Raw genomic sequence first — 18,042 nt, forward strand, 5'->3', positions numbered from 1 at the left:
CGTGAAACACTATTGCTCAGATTAGCGGCTCTTTCGCTGGGGTACCCGCTTTACGTGGATATTTCCCAGGCGTTTTTCGTAATTTATCTACAATTACGATATTACGCTCACTCATCTCTCCTGGCAATAGGAACTGGTGTGTCGTTTTTACTTTCCCACCGAGCACGGCCAAGGCGTTTTTCGCATCGATAAGCTCGTCGGAAACCTTCGCTGCTTTGAGCGCTACGAACGTTCCGCCGACTTTTGCGAGCGGTAAACAGTACTCGGCGAGCACCGTCATCCGGGCAACCGCACGGGCGGTTACGACATCAAATTGCTCACGAAATTTTTTATTTTTTCCAAACTCTTCGGCGCGTCCATGATGGAACGCCACACCTTCTAACCCGAGCGCGAGCGCGAGTTCGTTTAAGAACGTGATCCGCTTGTTAAGCGAGTCGATAATCGTCACGTGAAGGTGCGGGAATAGAATTTTGAGCGGCAAACTCGGGAATCCAGCCCCGGCACCGACATCACATACGGTATCCACGTTTGCGAAGTCGAAATGGAACGCCGCACTGAGCGAGTCATAGAAATGCTTCAAATACACTTCTTCCTTATCCGTGATCGCCGTCAAATTCATCTTCTCATTCCACTCGACGAGCATCTCGAAATACAGTTCGAACTGAGCGAGTTGTTTCTCGCTCAATTCAAACCCTTCTGCCTGCAGCGCCTCAATAAATTGGGATTGGTTCATCGTTTCACTCCACTGTCGCGTATTGTCCTTGCTCGATATAGACAAGAAGGATCGAAACGTCCGCCGGGTTTACCCCGGAAATACGTGACGCTTGTCCAATCGAGAGCGGACGAACTTGTTTTAGTTTTTGTTTCGCTTCCGTCGCAAGACCACCGATTGCATCGTAATCGAGTTTCTCCGGAATTCGTTTTTCTTCCATCCGACGCATCTTCTCGACTTGCTCGAGCTGCTTCGAGATGTAGCCTTCGTATTTCACTTGAATCTCGACTTGCTCCGCCACTTCAAACGGCACTTCAATCGGTGCCGGTGCAAAGCGCATGAGCGTCGCGTACGTCACTTCTGGCCGCTTCAAAAGAATACTGGCATGCGTCGCTTCTTTGAGCGGGTTCGCGCCAACTTCTTCGAGCACGGCGTTCACGTCAGCCGACGGTTTGATGACGAGTCCGTTGAGACGTTTTACTTCTGCCGCAATCGCGACTCGTTTGTCTTCAAGATGGGCATGACGCTCTGGTGACAATAGACCGACTTCATGACCGATGTCGCTCAAGCGAAGGTCCGCATTGTCGTGACGCAGGAGCAACCGATACTCGGCACGGGATGTGAGCAAGCGATACGGCTCGTTCGTCCCTTTCGTCACGAGGTCGTCAATCAAGACGCCGATATACGCCTGTGAGCGGTCCAAGATGACCGGATCTTTGCCGAGCACTTGGCATGCGGCGTTGATTCCGGCCATGATTCCTTGTCCGGCCGCTTCTTCATAGCCGCTCGTCCCGTTGATTTGACCTGCCGTGAACAATCCGCCGACCGTCTTCGTCTCGAGTGTCGGCCAAAGTTGCGTCGGTACGACTGCATCGTACTCAATCGCGTATCCAGGGCGCATCATCTCTGAGTTCTCAAGCCCTGGAATCGTCCGGAGCATTTGATGCTGAACGTCTTCCGGCATACTCGTCGAGAAGCCTTGCACGTAAATTTCTTCCGTGTCGCGACCTTCTGGCTCGAGGAAGATTTGGTGACGCGGTTTATCGTTGAACCGGACGACTTTATCTTCAATCGATGGGCAGTAACGCGGGCCCGTCCCTTTGATGGCACCTGAGTACATTGGCGAACGATGCAAGTTCTCATCAATCAATTGGTGCGTCCGCTCGCTCGTGTAGGTGAGCCAGCACGGGATTTGCTCGATCGGGTCGAGGTCTTTCGATGTGTAGGAGAAGAGCGACGGATTGTCGTCCCCTGGTTGAATCTCCGTCTTCGAGTAATCGATCGTCTTGCCGTCGATTCGTGGTGGTGTCCCCGTTTTGAAACGGACGAGTTCGAGCCCGAGCTCTTCTAAATGCTTCGACAATTCGACCGAAGGCATCTGGTTGTTCGGACCGCTCTCATACGACAACTCGCCGATGATGATTTGACCGCGCATGAACGTACCCGTCGTGACGATGACCGCTTTCGAGCGGTACTCCGAACCGGTATTCGTGACGACACCGGCGACTTTCCCGTCTTCGATGAGAAGTCGTTCGACGAGCGCTTGACGAAGCAATAGGTTCGGTTCGTCTTCAAGCACTTTCTTCATATGATTTTGGTATTGGAATTTGTCCGCTTGCGCCCGTAATGCGCGCACTGCTGGACCTTTTGATGTGTTGAGCATCTTCATTTGAATGTATGTCGCATCGATCGCCTTCGCCATCTCGCCGCCGAGGGCATCGATTTCGCGAACGACGATCCCTTTCGCGGGACCACCGATCGATGGGTTGCAGTACATGAATCCGACCATATCCGGATTCATTGTGAGCATCGCCGTTTTCGCGCCCATGCGTGCCGACGCCAGTGCGGCCTCGATCCCTGCATGACCGGCTCCGATGACGATGACATCAAACTCGCCTGCCGTGTAAGCCATAGTTGTTCCTCCTTATTATTTCCCAAGACAAAACTGTGAAAAGAGTTGATCAATCAAACTTTCTTGAACGGTGTCCCCGTTGATCTCGCCGAGCGTGTCCCACGCCCGTCGTAAATCGATTTGGACCATATCGATCGGCAAATTCATGACGGCACTTCCGAGCGCCTCATCGATTTGTTCGATCGTCCGTTTGATGAGTTGAATGTGTCGTGCGTTCGAGATATATGTCATATCCTGTGATTCGACGCCTTTAGCGAAGAACAAGTTCGAGATCGCCTTCTCCAATGCGTCGATTCCCTCTTCTAATAAGAGAGACGTCGCCACGATCGGGCGACCTGCCGCTAGTTTCTCCAGCTTAGAAGAATCCATACTTTGTGGCAAGTCCGTCTTATTGATGATGATGATCGCATTCATACCAGCAATCGCCTCAAACAAGGCCTCATCCTCGATAGTCAGACCTTCGTGCCCGTTCAAGACGAGCAAAATCAAGTCCGCGCCCGTGAGCGCCTTGCGCGATTTCTCGACACCGATCCGCTCGACGATGTCTTGCGTCTCGCGAATCCCTGCCGTATCAATCAATTTGAGCGGAACGCCTTTGACGTTCACATACTCTTCAATCGTATCGCGCGTCGTGCCGGCGATTTCCGTGACAATCGCTTTCGTCTCTTGAACGAGCGTGTTCATGAGCGATGACTTGCCGACGTTCGGCCGACCGATAATCGCTGTCGCGAGACCTTCCCGCAAGATTTTCCCTTGTCGCGCCGTCTCAAGCAGTTGCTCGAGCACACGCTTCACTTCGCCCGCCTTATCTTCGACGATGGCCTGGGTCATCTCTTCGGCGTCGTATTCCGGATAGTCGATATTGACTTCGACCGCCGCAATCGTCTCAAGCAACAATTGACGCAACTCGCGGACGAGCCGCGACAAACGTCCTTCCATTTGTGACATGGCGACGTTCATGGCCCGATCCGTTTTGGCACGAATCAAATCCATGACGGCTTCTGCTTGCGACAAATCGATGCGTCCATTTAAAAAGGCGCGTTTCGTGAACTCGCCCGGTTCTGCCAAGCGGATGTCCGGTTGTTCAAGAATCAGTTCGAGGACACGATTGACCGCGACGATTCCTCCGTGGCAATTGATTTCGACGACGTCTTCTCGCGTGAACGTCTTCGGTGCGCGCATGATGCTCACCATGACTTCATCGACGACCTCGTCCGTGCCAGGACGTTTCAATTTTCCGTAATGGATCGTATGTGACTCCACTTTCGTCAAATCTTTTCCAGAAAACACACGGCCCACCGTCTCGACGGCGCGGTCACCGGACAAGCGGACGATTCCGATTGCCCCTTCACCCATCGGCGTCGAAATCGCCGTAATCGTGTCAAACTCTAGCATCATCTTTCCCTCCCATACTTCTTACTACTTCCTCTATCTTATGCATAACGCACCTACTATACACGATATTTGTCTCGAACGAAAGAGTCCGACCTCTCGAGCAACGGTTGCATTTCAAGGAATTACTTTAGTACAATAAAGGAATATATTTCCATGGAGGACGTGATGAAATGCGACAGCAAGATGCCATCGCCACATTGACCGACAGCCTCATCTCCGACACGGATGTGCAGGCCATTTTCTTGAAAGGATCGTTCGGACGTGGTGAAGCGGACGAACATTCCGATGTCGACTTGTACGTCATGGTCGCCCCTGACAGCCTGAATGAGTTCTTGCCGCGCCGCCGCGACCATCTGGCCACATATCGCCCGATCCTGCTCGAGGACGAAATCGATATCGTGGCCCCGCAACTGATCGTCGTCTATGATGATTTCTTGCATCTCGACTTCTTCACGGTGACGGCGGACACGTTGAACCATCAAGACACAATTACGGTGCTGTACGATCCGGAACACCGACTGCAACATCACCCGAGTTCGCTCACTTTATCTGTTGAAAATTTGAGCGGACACGTGTTTGATGCGATTTGGTTCTTTTTCCAATATACGAAAGCCCGTGACCGCGGCAACGATGTCTGGGCCGTCGAGATGCTCCGGCAAGGCATGAGTCATTTCGCTTACGCACTTGCCGCTCACTATGAACCTGAACGGGCCGCGCTCGGGTTGAAAGACGTGGCCGCCCGGCAGCGGATTGAAATCCGGACCTTTTATGAAGCGTTGACACCCGACCATCATGCGACAGCCGCTCGCTGGTATATCTCCCGTCTCGAAGCCGAGCGTCCCTTCTTCGAGACGACCGTTGCGTTCGAAGTGATTCGTCCGTTTTTGGACCGACTCGTCACCCGTGAAAAAAGCCGCTCCTGATGTGAGCGGCTTTCGTTTATGCTTGCTGACGTCTCGACGAGCGGAGCGTGAAATAGAGCACCCATTCGATCACCCCGACGACGATGAGAAAACCGCCGAACAATTGGAACAAGACGAGCAGGCTATCGAACGGGTTCGCCAACATGAGCAGGCCAATCCCAATCCACAATAGACTGCTCAGCATGAAGTACATCCACCGATTGGCGATCGTCCGGCGAAATCCGACGGCTTGAATCAACCGGATGATCCCCCCGAACAAGAAGAGGGCACCGATGAAGATTGGAAGCAGGCTCGCTAACGTCTCGGCGAAGAAAAAGACGATCAAGGCGATCAATAGATAGATGATTCCCATAAAAAAGCCGGGTGGGAGGCCGTTTCGTTTGTGGCGCAACCCTTGAACGATGGCGATTAGACCGATGATGGCAAAATAAGCCGCGACCACATAGACAATCGCATCAAAAAAGAAACGTGGATATAAGATGATGAGTAAACCGATGATGACATAAAGTGCTGCCTGAATGAATGTCGACCGTTCCAACCGTTTGATAAGCGTCTCCATTTGAAAGACCCCTTTCCGATGTAACGAAGTAGACCACTTCTTCCTTTATTCCCGTATTCGGCCCTTATCCATCCGAAGCGACAAAAAAAGGCTGTGGATTGATTATCCACAGCCTTAGGATTTATTTACGTTTTTTCTTTTTCGTCTTCTTCTCTTCTTCAGCAAGCGCGGCACGTTCTGCTTCTTTCGCCGCAATCTTCGCTTCAGCTTGGACTTTCATCTTCTCACGCATCGGGAGCATGATTGCCATCGTCACGATGATCGAGATGATGTAACCGACGACCCAGTACATCGAGAGGGCAGCCGGAAGGGTGATCGACATGACGAAGATCATCACCGGGAAGATGTAGAGCATCATTTTCAATTGTGGGTTTTGTTCTTGGCCCGCCATTGAAATTTTTTGCTGTGCAAACGTCAAGATTGCCGCGAGAATCGGCAAGATGAACGTCGGATCTGGTGCCCCGAGGTCGAACCAAAGGAACTGCGCTTCAAAGATTTCAGGTGTCCGACGGATCGCATCGTAGAACGCGAAGAGGATCGGCATTTGAATCAAGATTGGCAAGCAGCCCGCGAGCGGGTTGATTTGATACTCTTGATACATCTTCATCATTTCTTCTTGAAGCTTGCGTTGCGTCTCTTGGTCTTTCGAGCTGTACTTCTCACGAAGCTTGAGCATTTCCGGTTGCAACACTTGCATCGCACCCATGCTCTTCGTCTGCTTGATCATAAGCGGTAAAATCAAGAGACGAACGATAATCGTCGCAACGATGATCGAGTATCCGTACTGCCACGTCCCACCGATTAAGTAAGCCGCTTCTTTCAACAACCATGCCAATGGCCAAACAAAGTATTTCGACCAGAAGCCTTCCGTCTCAGCCGTGATCGGCTCTCCTTGGATCGTCGATGGGTCGACACAACCAGCCATCAACATGATGACGCCGGTCATGACGGCCAACAATCCTAATTTTAGCTTTTTGCTCATAGTTCCTCCTACGCTTTCTTTATCGATTCTTTTGTTTCATCACACGTCTATCGGTCAATCCTAATTAGTTCGCGTTATATATGAAAGAACGAGCTCGGATTGTTACGATCGATCGACTTGTCTCTGCTTCCAAACTTTAGCCCGTTTAAAGACGTGTTTCAAGCTTTCCGTCACTTCATCTTGTGTAAGGGACGTCGCAGGTTTGCGCGCAATGATGACGTAATTGTGCGGAGCCACGTTTGGTTCGAGCAAGCGAAGTGATTCACGCATCAATCGTTTCATCCGGTTTCGTTCCACGGCATTTCCAAGCTTTTTACTGACCGAAAGTCCGACCCGGAAGTGCGCTTGATCCGCTTTTTGCGTGTAGACGACAAACTGACGATTGGCCACGGAGCGTCCTTCACGAAACACCGCTTGGAACTCTTCATTCTTTTGCAGGCGGTATTCTTTTTTCAAAATTCTCACTCCATCCTTCACTTCAAAAATCGTCAACTAACATCATACCATATCCCATTCGTTTCAACGAGGGCGAATCAGCTTTTTCCGTCCGTTTGTGTGACTTCTGTGACGATATAAAAAAAGATTGCCCAAGGAAAAATCCTCGGGCAATCTCATGATCTTTATTAGACAGTCAAGGCTTTGCGGCCTTTACGACGGCGAGCTGCAAGAATGTTGCGGCCGTTTTTAGTCGCCATGCGAGCACGGAATCCGTGGACTTTCTTACGCTTACGGTTGTTAGGATTGAAAGTTGGTTTCATGGTTAAAGCACCTCCTCAAGGTTAACGCTCTATTAGCAAGTTATAGTTTCATTTAAGGCAGTCTTTAAGATTATATAAACAGTTCCCCAGATTGTCAATGAATTTTCGTTAGGTTTTCCATTAGGGCGAAATCAATTGCCAAGGGAGGGGGAGACGATCTCTGGATGGCACGATTTAGAAGAAACGGAAGCGTTAAGTAACATCGAGAATTAACAATCTTACAGTGACTTTTTTACAAACAGCTGTCTTAAGCCATTTTATCCACATATCCCAAGAGTTATCCACACTTATATGTGAATAACTCCTTCTTTTTCAACAAATTAAGCATGCCGTTTTTTAATTTTTCATTTTCTTCTTTTAAAAAAATATTCTTCTACATTCCTTCTTCCTCTTTTGTGTATAACTTTTCTGACCACAACTTTGCTTACTAACAATTATCCACAACATATCCACAGTTTATCCACACTGTACACAGCATGTGGATAACTGCCTGTGGATTCTTTTGGTCGTCTGTGGATAAATATCAAAAACCGTTGCCACGTCTATTTTATTTTGATAAACTGAATGTGCACAAACTTGTGGATGAACTTTTAGCAATTCCAAGATATACACAGGCTGTGGATAACTGTTATCCCCAACATCAACACCATGTGGATAACGTTATCCACAGTTTTTGTTCTCTGGGGATAACCCTAGTATCTACTATAGAATAGTGAATGTGTATATCATGTGAATAAGTTTCGCCAACATGTGAGTAAAGGAGGTCTTTCATTGAAGAATGCTCGCGAGATTTGGAGAAATGTTTTATCTCTGATTGAAGAAGAGGAACGAACGCCAAAAGCCAGCTTTGATATGTGGTTGAAATCAACAGAAGGAATTTCGTTGATGGGGACGACGCTCGTCGTATCCGCGCCAGCCAGTTTCATTGTGACTTGGCTTGAACGTCAGTACTTGTCATTGTTACAAGATACGATTGAAGAAGTGACAAACAACAAGCTTGAGATTCATTTTATCGAGGAGTCGCAAGCACACAAGTATGCACCTGCGGATGGATCGAAAGAAACGATTGCTGCCACAGAAATGAAAGAACAGCCGCTTCCAGTACTGCCAAAAGAGGAAGGGAACCTCGGACAACTGAATGACAAATACATTTTCGAGACATTTGTCATCGGCTCCGGAAACCGGTTTGCCCATGCCGCCTCGCTCGCCGTGGCAGAAGCTCCGGCCCGCGCCTATAACCCGCTCTTCATTTATGGGGGAGTCGGACTCGGCAAGACACATTTGATGCATGCGATTGGGCATTACGTGAAAGGGCAAAAGCCTGGCGCACGAATTGCTTACGTATCATCTGAAAAGTTCACAAATGAGTTCATCAACTCGATTCGTGACAATAAGACCGAAGAGTTCCGTAACCGTTATCGGAACATCGATGTCCTCTTGATTGATGACATTCAGTTCTTGGCCGGTAAAGAGCAGACGCAGGAAGAGTTCTTCCATACGTTCAATGCGCTTCATAACGACCAAAAACAGATTGTGATTTCTAGCGACCGACCGCCTAAAGAGATCCCGACGCTCGAAGATCGTCTTCGTTCACGGTTCGAATGGGGTCTTATCACAGATATCACACCGCCTGACCTCGAAACGCGGATTGCCATCTTACGTAAGAAAGCGACAGCAGAAGGGCTTGATATCGCGAACGACGTCATGCTGTACATCGCCAATCAAATCGACACGAACATTCGTGAGCTCGAAGGGGCGTTGACGCGCGTCGTCGCCTACGCCAAACTCGTCGGTCGTCCGATTGATCCGGATGTCGCTGCCGAAGCGTTGCACAATATCATGCCGGTCCAAGAAGCGAAGAAGATCGTCATTCGTGACATTCAAGAGATTGTCGGTCGTCACTTTAATATTGAAGTAGACGAGCTGAAAGCGAAGAAACGGACGAAGACGCTAGCATTCCCTCGTCAAATCGCGATGTACTTGTCCCGTGAGATGACGGAAAGCTCGCTTCCTAAGATAGGAGAAGAGTTCGGCGGACGTGATCACACGACAGTTATCCACGCTCATGAGAAAATTAGTACGTTACTCAAGCATGATCCAGAGATGCAAGAGACGATTCAGACACTAAAGAAGGCTTTGTCCTAACGTCTTGTGTTTCGCTGTGGATATCCTGTGGATAAACCCACATAGTTATCCACATGTTATTCACAGGCAGAATGGCTTAGTACGAGTGGTTCAAGTGACTTATCCCCAGTATCCACAGCCCTTATTACTATTATGACTTAAATAATACTATTATTATTAAACTATATGACTCAGTTCACTTAGGAGGAATTATCCACATGCACTTAACGATTCAGCGAGATGTATTCATGCAAGCCGTACAAGACGTATCGAAGGCCGTTGCTTCTAGAACGACGATTCCAATCCTCACAGGTTTAAAGCTTGAGGCTCATGCCGATGGGTTGACACTCACAGGAAGTGATACCGAGATTTCAATCGAACGCTTAATCCCGATTGAAGAAGGCGGAATCGAACTCATTCAAATCCAACGAGCAGGCAGCGTCGTGCTCAATGCACGCTTCCTTGGCGAAATTGTTAAAAAGTTGCCGACGAATGAAGTGACACTTGAAGTGTCTCCAAACTTTATGACGCGGATTGAGTCAGGACAAGCCGAATTCCACTTGAACGGACTCGACCCAGATGAATACCCACGTCTTCCTGAGCTTTCAAGCGAGCGTCGTTTTTACTTGCCGGCTGATTTGTTGAAGACAATCATCCGCCAGACGAGCTTCGCTGTATCAGCTCAAGAGACACGTCCCGTTCTTACAGGGGTTAACTTCTCAGCTGAAAAAGGATTTTTGACTTGTGTCGCCACGGATAGCCACCGTTTAGCCCTCCGTCGGGCACGGTTCGAGACCGACAACGATTTGACGTTCCAAAACGTTGTCGTACCGGGCCGCTCATTGAACGAGCTCGCTAAATTGCTCGACCGCGAAGAATTGCCAGTCGAGATTGTTTTGACGGATCAACAAATTTTATTCCGAATGAAAAACATCTCGTTCTTCTCACGTCTCTTAGACGGGGCGTACCCGGACACATCACGTTTGATTCCGGAAGAATACCGGACAGCGGTCCGTTTGAACGCTAAAGATTTCTTGCAGGCAATTGACCGAGCCTCGCTGCTCGCCCGGGCCGATCGCAACAACGTCATTAAATTTGTCGCGGAAGAAGCGACGACGGTTGAAGTTTCGTCCCACTCTCCAGAAGTCGGGAAAGTGTCAGAACGCGTCAGCATCCTGTCGCTTGAAGGAGAAGAGTTAAAAATTTCATTTAACTCTAAATTTGTGATGGATGCACTCCGTGCGCTTGATGCTTCAGAAATCGAAATCCAGTTTACGGGTTCGATGCGACCGTTCATCTTGCGTCCGGTCGAACAGGATAGCGTCCTTCAGTTGATTTTGCCAGTCCGTACGTCTTAAATCTGACGGAGCGGATTCGGGGATGATGAGGTGTTTCACCTTATCATCCCCGTTTTTGCCTTATTCGACGTTTTTCGATAAACTAATAAGTATGGCGATTTTTTGTACTAAGTATGAAAGAAAGGAAGTGACGACATGCAAAAAGTGTCGATTACAACCGAGTATGTAACACTCGGACAATTTTTGAAGTTGGCTGATATTATTTCAAGCGGAGGCCAAGCGAAGTTCTTTTTAGAGGACGTTCAGATCAAAGTGAACGGCGAGGTCGATCAACGTCGCGGACGGAAACTACGGGATGGGGATACGATCGAAGTCGAAGGCTTCGGAGACTTCCAAATCGAGGGGAACTAACGTGCACTTAAAGTCGATCCGATTGCAAAACTACCGCAACTACGAAACCCTCGAGCTAGATTTTTCAGAACAGACGAACGTTCTCATCGGGGAAAATGCCCAAGGGAAAACGAATCTACTCGAATCGATTTACGTACTTGCGCTCGCGAAGTCACATCGGACGACGCAAGACCGTGAACTGATCGGCTGGGAAGCGGATGCTGCGATGGTCGAAGGGCGGATTCATAAACGGACCGGTGAGACGGTCCAATCGCTCACGTTTTCACCGAAAGGGAAAAAAGCGAAATTGAACCATCTCGAACAACGTCGTCTCAGCGACTACGTCGGGGCCTTCAACGTCGTACTGTTCGCACCAGAAGACCTCGCCATCGTCAAAGGGAGCCCGCAAGGACGACGTCGGTTTTTAGATATGGAGATCGGGCAAGTGAGTCCTGTTTATCTACATGAATTAAACCAGTACTTGAAGACGCTAAAGCAACGAAACGCCCTGTTGAAACAGCTCTCAATCAAAGGCGGGGATGAGACACTGCTCGAGGTACTCACCGATCAAATGATTGAACTTGCGGTGAAAATCGTTTCACGGCGCCATCATTTCATCGATCAACTCGAAAAATGGGCCGGGCCGATTCACGCCGGCATCACGCGAAACTTGGAGACACTGACGATTCAGTACGTATCGGATACATTCCAAAAAGAACGTTACCCAAAAGATGCGATGTTTGAAACGTATCGTCGAAAGTTTGATAAAATAGGAGAGAACGAACGAAGACGAGGTGTGACGTTATTTGGTCCGCATCGAGATGATTTTGAGTTGTACGTCAACAATCGCAATGTCCAAACGTTCGGTTCGCAAGGTCAGCAGCGCACAGCGGCTTTGTCTTTAAAGCTAGCGGAGATTGAACTGATTCACGAAGAGGTCGGGGAATATCCGCTGCTCTTGTTAGATGACGTGTTATCTGAATTAGACGACCATCGCCAAACCCATCTGCTCGATACGATGGGCCAAAAAGTCCAAACGATTATCACGACAACCAATATTGATGGGATCGCTCACGAAACGATTCAACAAGCAAAGGTGTTTCACGTGAAACAGGGCGAAGTTGAAACAGAATCTGTATGAAGTAAGACCAATCCATATGAACACCAATTCATGTATAGTAGGTGAATGAAACCGATGAGTAACGAAAACGAAAAACAAATGCAAGATTATGGTGCCGATCAGATTCAAGTACTTGAAGGGTTAGAAGCTGTTCGCAAACGCCCGGGGATGTATATCGGTTCGACGAGCTCACGAGGACTCCATCACTTAGTATGGGAAATCGTCGATAACTCGATTGACGAAGCACTCGCGGGACACTGTGACACGATTACGGTCACGGTCGAGCCGGGTAACTCAGTCGTCGTTGAAGACAACGGGCGAGGCATCCCGGTCGATGTTCAAAAGAAAACGGGACGTCCAGCCGTTGAAGTCATTTTCACGGTCCTTCACGCCGGAGGTAAATTCGGTGGTGGCGGATATAAAGTCTCAGGCGGTTTGCACGGCGTCGGGGCCTCGGTCGTTAACGCCTTGTCGACGAAACTTGAAGTGTTCGTTCGCCGTAACGGCAACGTCTACTACCAATCATTCAAACGCGGTGTTCCACAAGGAGAACTCGAAATTGTTGGTACGACTGATACGACGGGTACGACTGTCCGTTTCTTCCCGGACGGAGATATCTTTGAGGAGACGCTCGAATACGACTTTGATTTACTCGCCACACGTCTGCGCGAACTTGCCTTCCTGAACAAAGGGCTTCGCATCGTCGCAAAAGACGAGCGCAGTGATGAGACGATTGAACGCAACTATCATTACGAGGGCGGAATCAAGTCATACGTTGAACACTTGAACCGCTCAAAAGCCTCAATCCACGATGAGCCTGTCTATGTACATGGCACGAAGGATGGGATTGAAGTTGAGATCGCGCTTCAGTACAACGAAGGATTTGCGAGCAACATCTATTCATTCACGAACAACATCCCGACCCACGAGGGCGGAACGCACGAGACAGGGTTCAAAACGGCACTGACTCGTTCGATCAACGACTATGCAAAACGCTTCGGTCTCATGAAAGAAGCCGATGGTAGCTTGTCAGGGGATGACGTACGTGAAGGATTGACGGCGATTGTCTCGGTCAAACACCCATCGCCACAGTTCGAGGGTCAAACGAAGACAAAGCTCGGCAACGCTGACGCTCGTACAGCGACAGACTCGCTCTTCACAGACACGTTTGAGCAGTTCTTGCTTGAGAACCCGTCTGTCGGACGATTGATTGTCGACAAAGGTTTAATGGCGGCACGTGCTCGTCTTGCAGCGAAACGTGCTCGCGAAATGACTCGCCGAAAAGGAATCCTCGAAGTCAGTTCATTGCCTGGGAAACTAGCAGACTGTTCATCGAAAGATGCATCGAAGTCTGAATTGTACATCGTCGAGGGTGACTCGGCCGGTGGCTCTGCAAAATCAGGTCGCGATCGTCACTTCCAAGCAATCTTGCCGATTCGAGGTAAAATCATCAACGTCGAAAAAGCGAGACTCGATAAGATTTTAGCCAACCAAGAAGTTCGTACAATTATTACGGCGCTCGGGACTGGGATCGCGGAAGAGTTCGATCTCGCGAAGGCGCGGTACCATAAATTGATTATCATGACCGATGCCGACGTCGATGGAGCCCACATTCGGACACTGCTCTTGACGTTCTTCTACCGTTACATGCGTCCGCTCGTTGAAAGCGGCTATGTGTATATCGCGCAACCGCCACTTTACGGCTTGAAGCACGGAAAAGACGTCACCTACGTCCAAAATGAACGGGAACTGCAAGAAGCGATTAAACAGCTTCCAGAAAATGCTCGTTACAGTGTACAGCGTTACAAAGGTCTCGGTGAGATGGACCCTGAACAGCTGTGGAGCACGACGATGAATCCAGAGACACGCTCGATGCTTCGTGTCGACCTTCAAGACGCCATTGAGGCGGATGAGATCTTTGAAACACTCATGGGTGACAATGTCGAGCCGCGACGTGACTTCATCCAATCACATGCGCATTACGTGAAAAACCTCGATATTTAAAAAGAAGGGTAGGCAATAACGAATGGCAGAACAAGAAAATATCAAGGATATAAATATTAGCCAAGAGATGCGCACCTCGTTCATGGACTATGCGATGAGCGTAATCGTGTCACGTGCCCTCCCAGATGTACGAGACGGTTTGAAGCCGGTTCACCGCCGCATTCTTTATGCGATGAACGAACTTGGAATTCGTGCTGACAAGCCCCATAAGAAATCGGCCCGTGTGGTCGGTGACGTTATCGGTAAGTATCACCCACACGGTGACTCTGCCGTTTACGAGACGATGGTTCGGATGGCACAAGACTTTAGTTACCGTTACGAACTCGTAGATGGCCACGGAAACTTTGGTTCTGTCGACGGTGACTCGGCGGCAGCGATGCGTTACACAGAAGCGCGGATGTCGAAAATTGCGATGGAACTCGTCCGTGATATCGGGAAGAATACAATCGATTACCAACCGAACTTTGACGGGGAAGAAAAAGAACCGGTCGTCATGCCTGCCCGGTTCCCGAACTTCTTGGTTAATGGAACGAGCGGGATTGCAGTCGGGATGGCCACGAACGTACCGCCGCATAACTTGAACGAAGTGATTGATGGGGTACTTGCATTGACGCATAATCCGGATATCACGATTTCTGAGTTGATGCAGCATATTCCTGGTCCTGATTTCCCGACAGCTGGTGAGATTTTAGGACGTAGCGGAATTCGCCGCGCCTATGAGACGGGTCGTGGATCGATCACGATGCGTGCCAAAGCTGAAATCGAAGTATTAAAAAATGGCCGTGAGCGCATTCTCGTTCATGAAATCCCGTATCAAGTGAACAAAGCGCGCCTCGTCGAAAAGATTGCCGATTTGGTACGCGACAAGAAAATCGAAGGCATCACCGACCTTCGTGACGAATCAGACCGTAACGGGATGCGTGTCGTCATTGAAGTACGCCGCGATGCGAATGCCAGCGTCATTTTGAACAACTTGTATAAACAAACGCCGATGCAAACGACGTTTGGTGTCAACATGCTCGCCCTCGTCGGCGGTCGACCGAAGACACTCAACTTGAAGCAGGCGATTTATTACTATATCGAGCACCAAAAAGAAGTCGTTCGTCGTCGGACACAATTCGACCTCGACAAGGCTGAGGCACGTGCGCACATCCTTGAAGGATTGCGCGTGGCACTCGATCATTTGGACGAAGTCATCGCCATCATCCGTAGTACACGGACCGGTGACGAGGCTCGCGAGAAGTTGATCGCTCGTTTTGGATTGTCGACTGAACAGACACAAGCGATTCTCGACATGCGTCTTCAACGTTTGACTGGACTTGAGCGTGAGAAAATCGAAGGCGAGTATCGTGAGATTCGTGCCTTGATCGAAGAACTTCGTGCCATTTTAGGGGACGAAGAGCTCTTGCTCCAAATCATCCGCAACGAGTTGACAGAAATCAAAGAGCGTTACGGCGATCCACGTCGGACGGTAATCCGTACGGACATCATCGAACTCGAAGATGAAGATTTGATTCCGGTCCGTGACATGATGATCACACTTACGAGTGAAGGATACATCAAGTCGATCCCGAGTGACTCATATCGTACGCAACGCCGTGGTGGACGAGGGAAACAAGGAATGGGCACGAACGATGAAGACCTCGTGTTACGTCTTTTGTCTGCATCTACGCATGATACGATTCTCTTCTTTACGAATTTCGGCCGTGTCTTCCGCTTGAAAGGCTATGAGATTCCTGAGATGAGTCGTACAGCGAAAGGGATGCCGATTATCAACTTGCTCCAAGTCGATAAAGGAGAGAAAGTCGAAACGATGATTCCGGTCGATTTCCAGAGTTACTTGGCGGACAAGGCCATCGTCGAGGATGGCACTGAAGACTCGGAAGCGGAAGTGGCGGATGAGCAATTGTCGCTCGTATTCATTACGAAACAAGGACTCGTTAAACGTTCACCGCTCTCGGCGTATGCCCGCATCAATAAAAATGGACTTCGTGCCATCAGTTTGAATGACACCGATGAACTCGTCACCGTTCGTCTCGCGAAGAGCGACGACGAAATGTTGATTGTGACGCGTGAAGGGATGTCGATTCGTTTCCCACTTGAAGGGGAAGTGCGTTCGATGGGCCGTACAGCTCGCGGCGTTCGTGCCATCCGATTGAAAAAGGACGATGATCAAGTTGTCTCGATGGAAATCGTACGACCGACACAAGACGTATTGATCATCACGGAAAAAGGTTACGGAAAACGTACCGCAATGGAGCAATTCCGTACGCAAGGTCGAGGTGGTTCTGGAATCATCGGAATCAAGACCGACCGCGGCACCGTCGTCGGTATGCGAGTCGTGGATGAGGACGACGATATCATGCTCATGACCGAGCTCGGTGTCGCCATTCGAATTGACGCACAGACGATTTCACAAATGGGTCGCAGTACGCGCGGTGTGAAAGTCATGAACATCGAGGACGGCGATCGCTTAGCGACCATCGCAAAATTGAAAAAAGATGAGCTAGAAGAGGAATCAGCAGATGAGATGGAGAATGGATTTGATGGTGAAGCACCAGAAACCGACCTATCGTCTGAAGTGACCGAATAAGGCGAAACAGGTCGAACGGAGCTTCCGTTCGACCTGTTTTCATACGATTAGGAGGGATGAGCATGCGACTCGCTATTTCAAACGTTCACGTAGGGATGGTCCTAAAAACATCGGTCTCTTCATTAGAGGCTGGCATTAGACTGACGAATGAACATTTACGCTTGCTTCGGTTTTTAAAAGTGGAGACGATTGAAGTTGCTCCTGTGGAACGTCGTCGCTTCACGCAAGAAGAAGAACGCGATTTGTGTGAGAAGATCCTCCAATATGAACGTCACTATAATCAATGGGAGGAACGGATTGCTCCGAATCCCTATGAAGCCTTAGAGTTTATCCATCAATTGTTTCGTCGTGATTATCCATTATCAGCTATCGTTACATTTTTCACGAAACAACCACTTCGAAAAAATCACGTCATTCATCATGCGATTTATCGCGCACTCGTTGCAAGGACCTTGTCCAAGTATCGGGGGGATGAACATCGACTCCAGTTCGACTACGGCATCGCCTCGTATTTTGCAGACGCCAGCTACGCAAAAATTCGAAAATGGTCGCATATGCGTTATTTCACAAAAATGGAACGAGAGTTATTGTATCAACATCCACTCGTATCGATGGCGATGTTGCCTCAAGATCAGACGCTGCGCCAGCGCGTCAGTAAGTTGGTTGCGGAACACCATGAGCGTCTTAATGGTTCTGGCTTTCCGAATCGTCTCGAGGAGCGGTCGCTCCATCCGGCCTCGCCGCTGTTCATTGTGGCAGATCGATTTTGTCAGTTGACAGCCCCACGCACGTTTCGAGACGCTTTGACACCGGAAGAGGCATATTTCTATATGTGGCAAAATGAAGCTTACGATGGGGAAGCACTTACCCTTTTGGCGACATTGCTTGGATTTTATGAAGTCGGTCGAACTGTGTTGTTGAGTAGTGGGGTTCGAGGTACAATCCGTAACTATACACCGAACGTCGAACAACCGATTGTCATATCTGAACCGACGCAAGAAATGTACGATTTGACTCGTTTAGATGAAGTTCGAATCATTGCATTCCAATGATCTGTGGTGTGTTTCTTCTATATAGTGGCGACCGAAAACACACCACGTTTTTATTCTTTCAAAATATTTTACTTTTATAGTTGACGAATAGTAGAGCAGGTGCTATTATTAATGAGTCGCTAAGAGCGGCAGACGAACTTTGAAAACTGAACGATGAGGCAAAAATGTTTTACAATTTTTGAATGAAGCGCAAGCTTCGTCATTTTTAAAGAGCTATATC

Annotated in this window: 15 protein-coding genes; 8 read left to right on the forward strand and 7 right to left on the reverse strand. The window is 49.0% G+C overall.

What is annotated here, in order from left to right:
• Positions 1-16: 16 nt before the first annotated feature.
• The 3 genes from rsmG to mnmE are packed head-to-tail and all read right to left on the reverse strand — an operon-like array spanning position 17 to position 4,019.
• On the reverse strand, positions 17-733 hold the full coding sequence (gene rsmG, locus KNP74_RS09900) for a 16S rRNA (guanine(527)-N(7))-methyltransferase RsmG (protein ID WP_034780307.1): 717 nt from the start codon (positions 731-733) through the stop codon (positions 17-19).
• Positions 734-737: 4 nt separating this feature from the next.
• Positions 738-2,624 (reverse strand): tRNA uridine-5-carboxymethylaminomethyl(34) synthesis enzyme MnmG, encoded by a 1,887-nt coding sequence (gene mnmG, locus KNP74_RS09905; RefSeq protein ID WP_138860248.1) that lies wholly within the window; start codon positions 2,622-2,624, stop codon positions 738-740.
• 15 nt (positions 2,625-2,639) lie between these two features.
• The gene (mnmE, locus tag KNP74_RS09910; protein WP_214764164.1) at positions 2,640-4,019 is read right to left on the reverse strand and encodes a tRNA uridine-5-carboxymethylaminomethyl(34) synthesis GTPase MnmE; all 1,380 of its coding nucleotides are present in this window, start codon (positions 4,017-4,019) and stop codon (positions 2,640-2,642) included.
• Between the two features lie 170 nt (positions 4,020-4,189).
• On the opposite strand from mnmE, the gene KNP74_RS09915 reads away from it, so the two are divergent.
• Positions 4,190-4,942, forward strand: a complete 753-nt coding sequence (locus KNP74_RS09915) for a nucleotidyltransferase domain-containing protein (RefSeq protein ID WP_138860249.1) — start codon at positions 4,190-4,192, stop codon at positions 4,940-4,942.
• Between the two features lie 16 nt (positions 4,943-4,958).
• Here KNP74_RS09915 and KNP74_RS09920 read toward each other — a convergent pair whose 3' ends face one another.
• From KNP74_RS09920 to rpmH, 4 genes are all read right to left on the reverse strand, one after another.
• Entirely contained in the window at positions 4,959-5,501 is a 543-nt protein-coding gene (locus KNP74_RS09920) for an HdeD family acid-resistance protein (RefSeq protein ID WP_128123804.1), read from the reverse strand.
• 121 nt (positions 5,502-5,622) lie between these two features.
• On the reverse strand, positions 5,623-6,483 hold the full coding sequence (yidC, locus tag KNP74_RS09925) for a membrane protein insertase YidC (protein ID WP_034780298.1): 861 nt from the start codon (positions 6,481-6,483) through the stop codon (positions 5,623-5,625).
• Between the two features lie 102 nt (positions 6,484-6,585).
• A complete protein-coding gene (gene rnpA / locus KNP74_RS09930) occupies positions 6,586-6,939 on the reverse strand; it encodes a ribonuclease P protein component (protein ID WP_034780297.1) in 354 nt (117 codons plus the stop codon).
• 167 nt (positions 6,940-7,106) lie between these two features.
• Positions 7,107-7,241: a 50S ribosomal protein L34 gene (gene rpmH / locus KNP74_RS09935; RefSeq protein WP_015880216.1), complete on the reverse strand. Its 135-nt coding sequence runs from the start codon at positions 7,239-7,241 to the stop codon at positions 7,107-7,109.
• Positions 7,242-8,012: 771 nt separating this feature from the next.
• Between rpmH and dnaA the strand changes: the two genes are divergently transcribed.
• From dnaA to KNP74_RS09970, 7 genes are all read left to right on the forward strand, one after another.
• Positions 8,013-9,386, forward strand: coding sequence for a chromosomal replication initiator protein DnaA (gene dnaA / locus KNP74_RS09940; RefSeq protein ID WP_021067847.1), 1,374 nt, complete (start codon positions 8,013-8,015; stop codon positions 9,384-9,386).
• Positions 9,387-9,583: 197 nt separating this feature from the next.
• Entirely contained in the window at positions 9,584-10,723 is a 1,140-nt protein-coding gene (gene dnaN / locus KNP74_RS09945; protein WP_034780296.1) for a DNA polymerase III subunit beta, read from the forward strand.
• A gap of 135 nt (positions 10,724-10,858) precedes the next feature.
• Positions 10,859-11,074: a S4 domain-containing protein YaaA gene (gene yaaA, locus KNP74_RS09950; RefSeq protein ID WP_034780295.1), complete on the forward strand. Its 216-nt coding sequence runs from the start codon at positions 10,859-10,861 to the stop codon at positions 11,072-11,074.
• Position 11,075: 1 nt separating this feature from the next.
• Positions 11,076-12,194, forward strand: coding sequence for a DNA replication/repair protein RecF (gene recF, locus KNP74_RS09955; protein WP_214764165.1), 1,119 nt, complete (start codon positions 11,076-11,078; stop codon positions 12,192-12,194).
• 54 nt (positions 12,195-12,248) lie between these two features.
• A complete protein-coding gene (gyrB, locus tag KNP74_RS09960) occupies positions 12,249-14,177 on the forward strand; it encodes a DNA topoisomerase (ATP-hydrolyzing) subunit B (RefSeq protein ID WP_034780293.1) in 1,929 nt (642 codons plus the stop codon).
• Between the two features lie 22 nt (positions 14,178-14,199).
• Positions 14,200-16,770: a DNA gyrase subunit A gene (gyrA, locus tag KNP74_RS09965; RefSeq protein ID WP_214764167.1), complete on the forward strand. Its 2,571-nt coding sequence runs from the start codon at positions 14,200-14,202 to the stop codon at positions 16,768-16,770.
• 62 nt (positions 16,771-16,832) lie between these two features.
• Positions 16,833-17,822 carry an HD-GYP domain-containing protein gene (locus KNP74_RS09970; protein ID WP_138858550.1) on the forward strand — a complete coding sequence of 330 codons (990 nt, stop codon included), beginning with the start codon at positions 16,833-16,835 and terminating at the stop codon, positions 17,820-17,822.
• Positions 17,823-18,042 lie beyond the last annotated feature (220 nt).

Origin of the sequence: Exiguobacterium sp. s141 (genome assembly GCF_018618085.1) — a bacterium.
In the GTDB taxonomy this organism is placed as follows: Bacteria; Bacillota; Bacilli; order Exiguobacteriales; family Exiguobacteriaceae; genus Exiguobacterium; species Exiguobacterium mexicanum_A.

Coding starts and splice junctions, on each gene's coding strand:
- KNP74_RS09970 (WP_138858550.1), top strand. CDS start 16,833: ATGCGACTCGCTATTTCAAACGTTCACGTAGGGATGGTCCTAAAAACA.
- rpmH (WP_015880216.1), bottom strand. CDS start 7,241: ATGAAACCAACTTTCAATCCTAACAACCGTAAGCGTAAGAAAGTCCAC.
- gyrB (WP_034780293.1), top strand. CDS start 12,249: ATGAGTAACGAAAACGAAAAACAAATGCAAGATTATGGTGCCGATCAG.
- dnaN (WP_034780296.1), top strand. CDS start 9,584: ATGCACTTAACGATTCAGCGAGATGTATTCATGCAAGCCGTACAAGAC.
- yidC (WP_034780298.1), bottom strand. CDS start 6,483: ATGAGCAAAAAGCTAAAATTAGGATTGTTGGCCGTCATGACCGGCGTC.
- gyrA (WP_214764167.1), top strand. CDS start 14,200: ATGGCAGAACAAGAAAATATCAAGGATATAAATATTAGCCAAGAGATG.
- mnmG (WP_138860248.1), bottom strand. CDS start 2,624: ATGGCTTACACGGCAGGCGAGTTTGATGTCATCGTCATCGGAGCCGGT.
- yaaA (WP_034780295.1), top strand. CDS start 10,859: ATGCAAAAAGTGTCGATTACAACCGAGTATGTAACACTCGGACAATTT.
- KNP74_RS09915 (WP_138860249.1), top strand. CDS start 4,190: ATGCGACAGCAAGATGCCATCGCCACATTGACCGACAGCCTCATCTCC.
- KNP74_RS09920 (WP_128123804.1), bottom strand. CDS start 5,501: ATGGAGACGCTTATCAAACGGTTGGAACGGTCGACATTCATTCAGGCA.
- mnmE (WP_214764164.1), bottom strand. CDS start 4,019: ATGCTAGAGTTTGACACGATTACGGCGATTTCGACGCCGATGGGTGAA.
- rsmG (WP_034780307.1), bottom strand. CDS start 733: ATGAACCAATCCCAATTTATTGAGGCGCTGCAGGCAGAAGGGTTTGAA.